We start from the raw sequence: 6,022 nt of genomic DNA, 5'->3' as shown, positions 1-6,022 counted from the left end.
GCTCGTCGCGGGCAGCGGTCCCGAGGCCGCCGCCGTCGCCGACCTGCTCGCCGCGCTCGGCGCCGGCGTCGCCCCGGTCCAGATACTCACCCCGACCGGCCCGACGCCGGCGCAGGCCCGTTGGACCCTGCCCGGTTGGACCGGCCCGCTCGACCTCCTGCTCCTGCTCAGCGAGCACGGCACGGAACAGGGCCTCACCGACCTCGTCGAGCAGGCGTACCGCCGCGGTTGCACCGCCGCCGCCGTCACGCCCGCCAAAGCTCCGCTCGCCGAGGCCGTCGGACAGGTCCACGGCATGGCGCTGCCCTTCGCCGGCCCGGGCAGTGGCTTCGACTCCGCCGGTGGCGCCGCCGTGGCCGCCACCGACACCGGCGCGTTCTGGGCGCTACTCACCCCGGTACTGGCCCTCATCGGCCGGATCGGTCTGATCAGCGCACCCATCAGCGCCCTCCAAGCAGTCGCCGACCGGCTCGACGCGATCGCCACCCGCTGCGGCCCGGCTGTCGCGACCTACACCAATCCGGCCAAGACCCTCGCCGCCGAACTCGACGACTCCCTGCCCCTGTTGTGGAGCCAGGGACCTGTCGCCGCCGCCGGTGCGCGCCGTTTCGCGACCGTGCTCGCCACCCGCGCCGGGCGGCCCGCGCTCGCCGCCGAACTGCCCGCCGCCCTCACCGCTCACGGCCCCCTGCAGGCCGGCGCCCACGCCCTGGCCGGCGACCCCGACGACTTCTTCCGCGACCGGGTCGAGGACACCCAGGAGCTGCGGCTGCGCATCGTCATGCTCCAGGAAGCCCCCGACCAGCCCGGCTCCGCGGCACCCGCCGCGCGCGAGCAGGCATACGCCCACGACACCCCGCTCAGCGAGATCACCGCTCCCGGCGGTACCCCGCTCGACATCGCAGCCGAACTCCTTGCCCTCACCGACTTCGCCGCCGCATACCTGGCCGTCGCCTCGACCGAGAGACCATGACCGGAATGAATCGCCTCACCAACACCATCCGCCCCTACGCCTGGGGCTCCACCACCGCGATCCCTGAACTCCTCGGCACCTCGCCCACCGGCGAGCCCCAAGCCGAACTGTGGATGGGTGCCCACCCCGGCGCGCCCTCCCGCATCGACCGCGGCCAGGGCCCCGTCACCCTCGACGCCGTCATCGACACCGACCCCACCGGCGAACTCGGCGTAGCCGCCGTCAAGCGCTTCGGTCCCCACCTGCCCTTCCTGTTCAAGGTTCTCGCCGCAGGTGCGCCCCTCTCCCTCCAGGTCCACCCCGACCTTGCCCAGGCGGCGGCGGGCTACGCCGACGAGGAGGCCCGCGGGATTCCCCTGGATGCTCCGCACCGCAACTACAAGGACGCCAACCACAAGCCCGAGATGATGGTCGCGCTGTCCCCCTTCGACGGCCTGTGCGGATTCCGCCGGCCCGCCGAAGCCGCCGACCTCATCGACGCACTCGGCGTCCCCACTCTCACGCCCTACGTCGACATCCTCCGCGCCCACCCCGAGGACCGGGCCCTGCGCGAGGTCCTCGCGGCCGTGCTCGGCGCGGACCCCGACGCCATGGCCGACACGGTCCGCGCCGCCACCGAGGCCGCCGCCCGCCTCGCAGCGACCCCCGGCGCTCCCCACGCCGACGCCTACGCCGCCTACGCCAAGGCCGCCCACAGCTTCCCCGGCGACCGGGGCATCATCGCCGCGATGCTGCTCAACTACGTACGCCTGCAACCCGGCGAAGCCCTCTACCTCGGTGCCGGCGTCCCGCACGCCTACCTTGACGGCCTCGGCGTCGAGATCATGGCCAACTCCGACAACGTCCTGCGCTGCGGCCTCACCCCCAAGCACATCGACGTACCCGAACTCCTGCGCATCGTCCGCTTCGAGGCCGGCGACCCGGGTGTACTTCGCCCCGAGGCCACCCCCGACGGCGAGGAGCTCTACCCGGCCCCAATCGACGAGTTCCGGCTCTCCCGCTGCCTGCTCGCTCCCGGCGCCGACCCCCGCACACTGCCCGCCGGCACCCCGCAGATCCTGCTGTGCACCAGCGGCGAGATCCGCCTGCGCACCGTCGACGCTCCCCATACCGCCTCCTCTCCTGCTACCACGCTCACCCTTGCGCAAGGCGAATCCGCCTACGTCCCAGCCGGCGAACGCACCGAACTCACCGGCCAGGGCACCCTCTTCCGGGCGACCGTGACCGCATAGCCCCCCTGACGCACCGCCAGACAACCAGGACACCGGGGCAGGGCTCTGCGAGAATGCCCGTCCGCAGCGCCCGAACCGGCGGGTGCCGAGCGCCCGCCGACCGAGCCGACCGAAGGGACACCCACCACCAATGAGCGCGTCAGGCGGAAGTAAGGCGATCATCGCGGCCCTCAGCGCCAACCTCGCGATCGCCGTCGCCAAGTTCGTCGCCTTCGCGTTCAGTGGCTCGTCCTCGATGCTCGCCGAAGGCGTGCACTCAGTGGCCGACTCAGGCAACCAGGCGCTTCTGCTCATCGGCGGCAAGAAGGCCAAGCGCGCCGCGAGCGAGGAACACCCCTTCGGCTACGGTCGCGAACGCTACGTCTACGCCTTCCTCGTCTCGATCGTCCTGTTCTCCGTCGGCGGCATGTTCGCCCTCTACGAGGGCTACGAGAAGGTCCGCCACCCGCACCCGGTCGACCACTGGTACTGGCCGGTCGGCGTCCTGGTCTTCGCGATCCTCGCCGAGGGCTCCTCCTTCCGCACCGCGATGAAGGAGTCCAACCACACCCGCGGCGATCTGTCCTGGACCGAGTTCATCCGCCGCGCCAAGGCACCCGAACTCCCCGTCGTCCTACTGGAGGACTTCGGCGCCCTGATCGGACTTGCCCTCGCCCTGGCCGGCGTCGGTATCGCCCTCGCCACCGGCAGCGGTGTCTGGGACGGCATCGGCACCCTGTGCATCGGAACTCTCCTCATCTGCATCGCACTTGTCCTCGCCGCCGAGACCAAGTCCCTGCTGATCGGCGAAGCCGCCAGCGCCGAGATCATCGACCGCATCCGGGCCTCCATCGCCGACGGCGACACCGTCACCGGCGTCATCCACATGCGCACGCTCCACCTCGGCCCGGAAGAACTCCTGGTCGCCGCCAAGATCGCCGTGGACCACGACGACACCGCCGCCCAGGTCGCCGCCGCCATCGACGCGGCCGAGGAGCGCATCCGCGCCGCTGTGCCGATCGCCCGCGTCATCTATCTCGAACCCGACATCTACAGCGCGGCCGCCGCCGCGGCGGGCCCCGACCCCGATCAAACGCCCGGCGGCCGCTGACCGCGACTCCCTGCGGCAGATACGCCGTGCGGTGTAGATTCATACCTAGCCAGACGTCGCTGCTGATGGCGGTCGGGCGGTCACCGCACAACGACCGGCCGAGGGAGAGAGGGCCTCCGACGGATTGCGCTGCCACATGGGGACAGGTGTGTCCGTAGTTCTCGGCACGCCATGCCGCGCGGCAGCGCCGTGTCCACGTCCACCTCGACAGCCACGAGGAGCAGCCCGTATGACCACCACCGCCACCGACTTCAAGGTCGCGGACCTTTCCCTTGCCGCATTCGGTCGCAAGGAGATCGCCCTCGCCGAGCACGAGATGCCCGGCCTGATGTCTCTGCGCTCCGAGCACGCCGCGGCCCAGCCGCTGGCAGGCGCCCGCATCACCGGCTCGCTGCACATGACCGTGCAGACCGCCGTCCTCATCGAGACCCTCGTCGCCCTCGGCGCGCAGGTCCGCTGGGCGTCCTGCAACATCTTCTCCACCCAGGACCACGCTGCCGCGGCCATCGCCGTCGGCCCCGAGGGCACCGCCGACAACCCGCAGGGTGTCCCCGTCTTCGCCTGGAAGGGCGAAACCCTCGAAGAGTACTGGTGGTGCACCGAGCAGGCCCTGACCTGGCCGAACACCCCCACCGGTGGACCGAACATGATCCTGGACGACGGCGGCGACGCCACACTCCTGGTGCACAAGGGTGTCGAGTTCGAGAAGGCCGGCGCAGTCCCGGCCACCGCCGCCGACGACAGCGAGGAATACGGCTACATCCTCGACCTGCTGCGCCGCACCATCTCCGCGAGCCCGCAGAAGTGGACCCAACTCGCCTCCGAGATCCGTGGCGTCACCGAAGAGACCACCACAGGCGTCCACCGTCTGTACGAGATGCAGCAGGACGGCACGCTGCTCTTCCCGGCGATCAACGTCAACGACGCGGTCACCAAGTCGAAGTTCGACAACAAGTACGGCTGCCGCCACTCGCTCGTCGACGGCATCAACCGCGCCACCGACGTCCTCATCGGCGGCAAGGTCGCCGTGATCTGCGGATACGGCGACGTCGGCAAGGGCTGCGCCGAGTCGCTGCGCGGCCAGGGCGCCCGCGTCATCATCACCGAGATCGACCCGATCTGCGCGCTCCAGGCCGCGATGGACGGATACCAGGTCGCTACCCTCGACGACGTCGTCGAGACCGCCGACATCTTCGTCACCACCACCGGCAACCGCGACATCATCATGGCCTCCGACATGACCCGGATGAAGCACCAGGCGATCGTCGGCAACATCGGCCATTTCGACAACGAGATCGACATGGCCGGCCTTGCCAAGATCCCCGGCATCGTCAAGGACGAGGTCAAGCCGCAGGTCCACACCTGGACCTTCCCCGAGGGCAAGACGCTCATCGTGCTCTCCGAGGGCCGTCTGCTGAACCTCGGCAACGCGACCGGTCACCCCTCCTTCGTGATGTCCAACTCCTTCACGGACCAGACGCTGGCCCAGATCGAGCTGTTCACCAAGCCCGAGGAGTACCCGATCGGGGTCTACGTGCTCCCGAAGCACCTCGACGAGAAGGTCGCCCGCCTCCACCTGGACGCGCTGGGCGTCAAGCTCACCACGCTCCGGCCCGAGCAGGCGTCCTACATCGGCGTCAAGGTCGAGGGCCCCTACAAGCCGGACCACTACCGCTACTGACCGGCGAAGCCGCGCACCCGCGCGACTCACCAAGCGGCGAACAGATCCACCGCGCACCGGCCCCCGTCTCGCCCGCGAGGCGGGGGCCTTGCCAGACCCCGAAACCGGACGATGCCCCGCGGCCGCTACTCCTTCTACGACACGCATGACCACACTCCCCTGGGTGCAGAACACTTCCACTGCGCCACCGGACCCTCCGGCTGGCGCTACACCGCGCAGACCACTACGCCCGAAGGCGCACACGCGGGATCGATCGACCTCACCATCGACGACCTCGGCCGTCCCATCCGTCTCGAACTGCACGCCGCCGCATGGCAGGTCCGCGCAGCCGCGCTGGACGGCGTCACCTGGGTCAGAACGGACCCCACCGGCGAGCACGCCCAAGAAGGCAACGCACCCGCGCACGCGTTCACCGGTCTATCGCCGGCGTTCCTGATCGCCACCGCCCGGTTGCTGCGCCTCGAACCGGGCGCGCCAGCCACCCGCGTACGTCTCGTGTCATTCCAGGCCCCCGTCCTCGCACCGCTCACCGTCGACCAGTCCTGGTCGCTCCTCACAAGGACAGCACATTCCACGGACAGCGGTTTGCTGCCTGTGGATAACTTCCGCGTGGACGACCTCGCCACCGGCGACCGGCACGACGTTCACCTCGCCGGCGACGTGGTCCTGGCCGCGCCGGGCATCGAGCTGGAGGACCTCGACACGCCCCCGTCCACCTTCGGCTGATTTGACGCGTGCCGAGGCGGGATGTAGGTTTGAACGGTTGTCGCGAACCGGACCCGTCCGGGATGAACGTGCGAGAACCTTGCCTCTTCGCTTGTCGAAGGCACCAACACCCAGTCGAGAGAAATCTTGAGTCGGGCATCCGTGTCTCCGAAAGGCGGGTGGTAATTCCGACCGAAAAGCTTCTGCTAAGGTTGGAACACAACGAAGGGAAAGCCCGGAGGGGCCCGGAAGGGTCGCTGATGGCAGCTTCCGTTTCTTGAGAACTCAACAGCGTGCCAAAAGTCAACGCCAGATATGTTGATACCCCGTTCCGATCGGTT

At 69.6% G+C, this 6,022-nt stretch carries 5 protein-coding genes; all 5 read left to right on the top strand.

What is annotated here, in order from left to right:
- A partial coding sequence (locus tag AC13HU_RS30310) for an SIS domain-containing protein (RefSeq protein WP_483045171.1) occupies positions 1–973 on the top strand: 973 nt, incomplete at its 5' end.
- A gap of 5 nt (positions 974–978) precedes the next feature.
- Positions 979–2,205 (top strand): mannose-6-phosphate isomerase, class I, encoded by a 1,227-nt coding sequence (gene manA, locus AC13HU_RS30305; protein WP_483045170.1) that lies wholly within the window; start codon positions 979–981, stop codon positions 2,203–2,205.
- A gap of 130 nt (positions 2,206–2,335) precedes the next feature.
- Entirely contained in the window at positions 2,336–3,295 is a 960-nt protein-coding gene (locus AC13HU_RS30300) for a cation diffusion facilitator family transporter (protein ID WP_483045169.1), read from the top strand.
- Positions 3,296–3,524: 229 nt separating this feature from the next.
- Positions 3,525–4,976 (top strand): adenosylhomocysteinase, encoded by a 1,452-nt coding sequence (gene ahcY, locus AC13HU_RS30295; RefSeq protein WP_483045168.1) that lies wholly within the window; start codon positions 3,525–3,527, stop codon positions 4,974–4,976.
- Between the two features lie 111 nt (positions 4,977–5,087).
- Positions 5,088–5,702 carry a hypothetical protein gene (locus AC13HU_RS30290; RefSeq protein WP_483045167.1) on the top strand — a complete coding sequence of 205 codons (615 nt, stop codon included), beginning with the start codon at positions 5,088–5,090 and terminating at the stop codon, positions 5,700–5,702.
- Positions 5,703–6,022: the final 320 nt, after the last annotated feature.

The sequence above is a fragment of the Streptomyces sp. NH27 genome (assembly GCF_056859195.1).
Note: the sequence above shows the minus strand (reverse complement) of the source record. Positions and strands in the feature narration are given on the sequence as shown.

Coding starts and splice junctions, on each gene's coding strand:
- AC13HU_RS30290 (WP_483045167.1), top strand. CDS start 5,088: ATGCCCCGCGGCCGCTACTCCTTCTACGACACGCATGACCACACTCCC.
- manA (WP_483045170.1), top strand. CDS start 979: ATGAATCGCCTCACCAACACCATCCGCCCCTACGCCTGGGGCTCCACC.
- AC13HU_RS30300 (WP_483045169.1), top strand. CDS start 2,336: ATGAGCGCGTCAGGCGGAAGTAAGGCGATCATCGCGGCCCTCAGCGCC.
- ahcY (WP_483045168.1), top strand. CDS start 3,525: ATGACCACCACCGCCACCGACTTCAAGGTCGCGGACCTTTCCCTTGCC.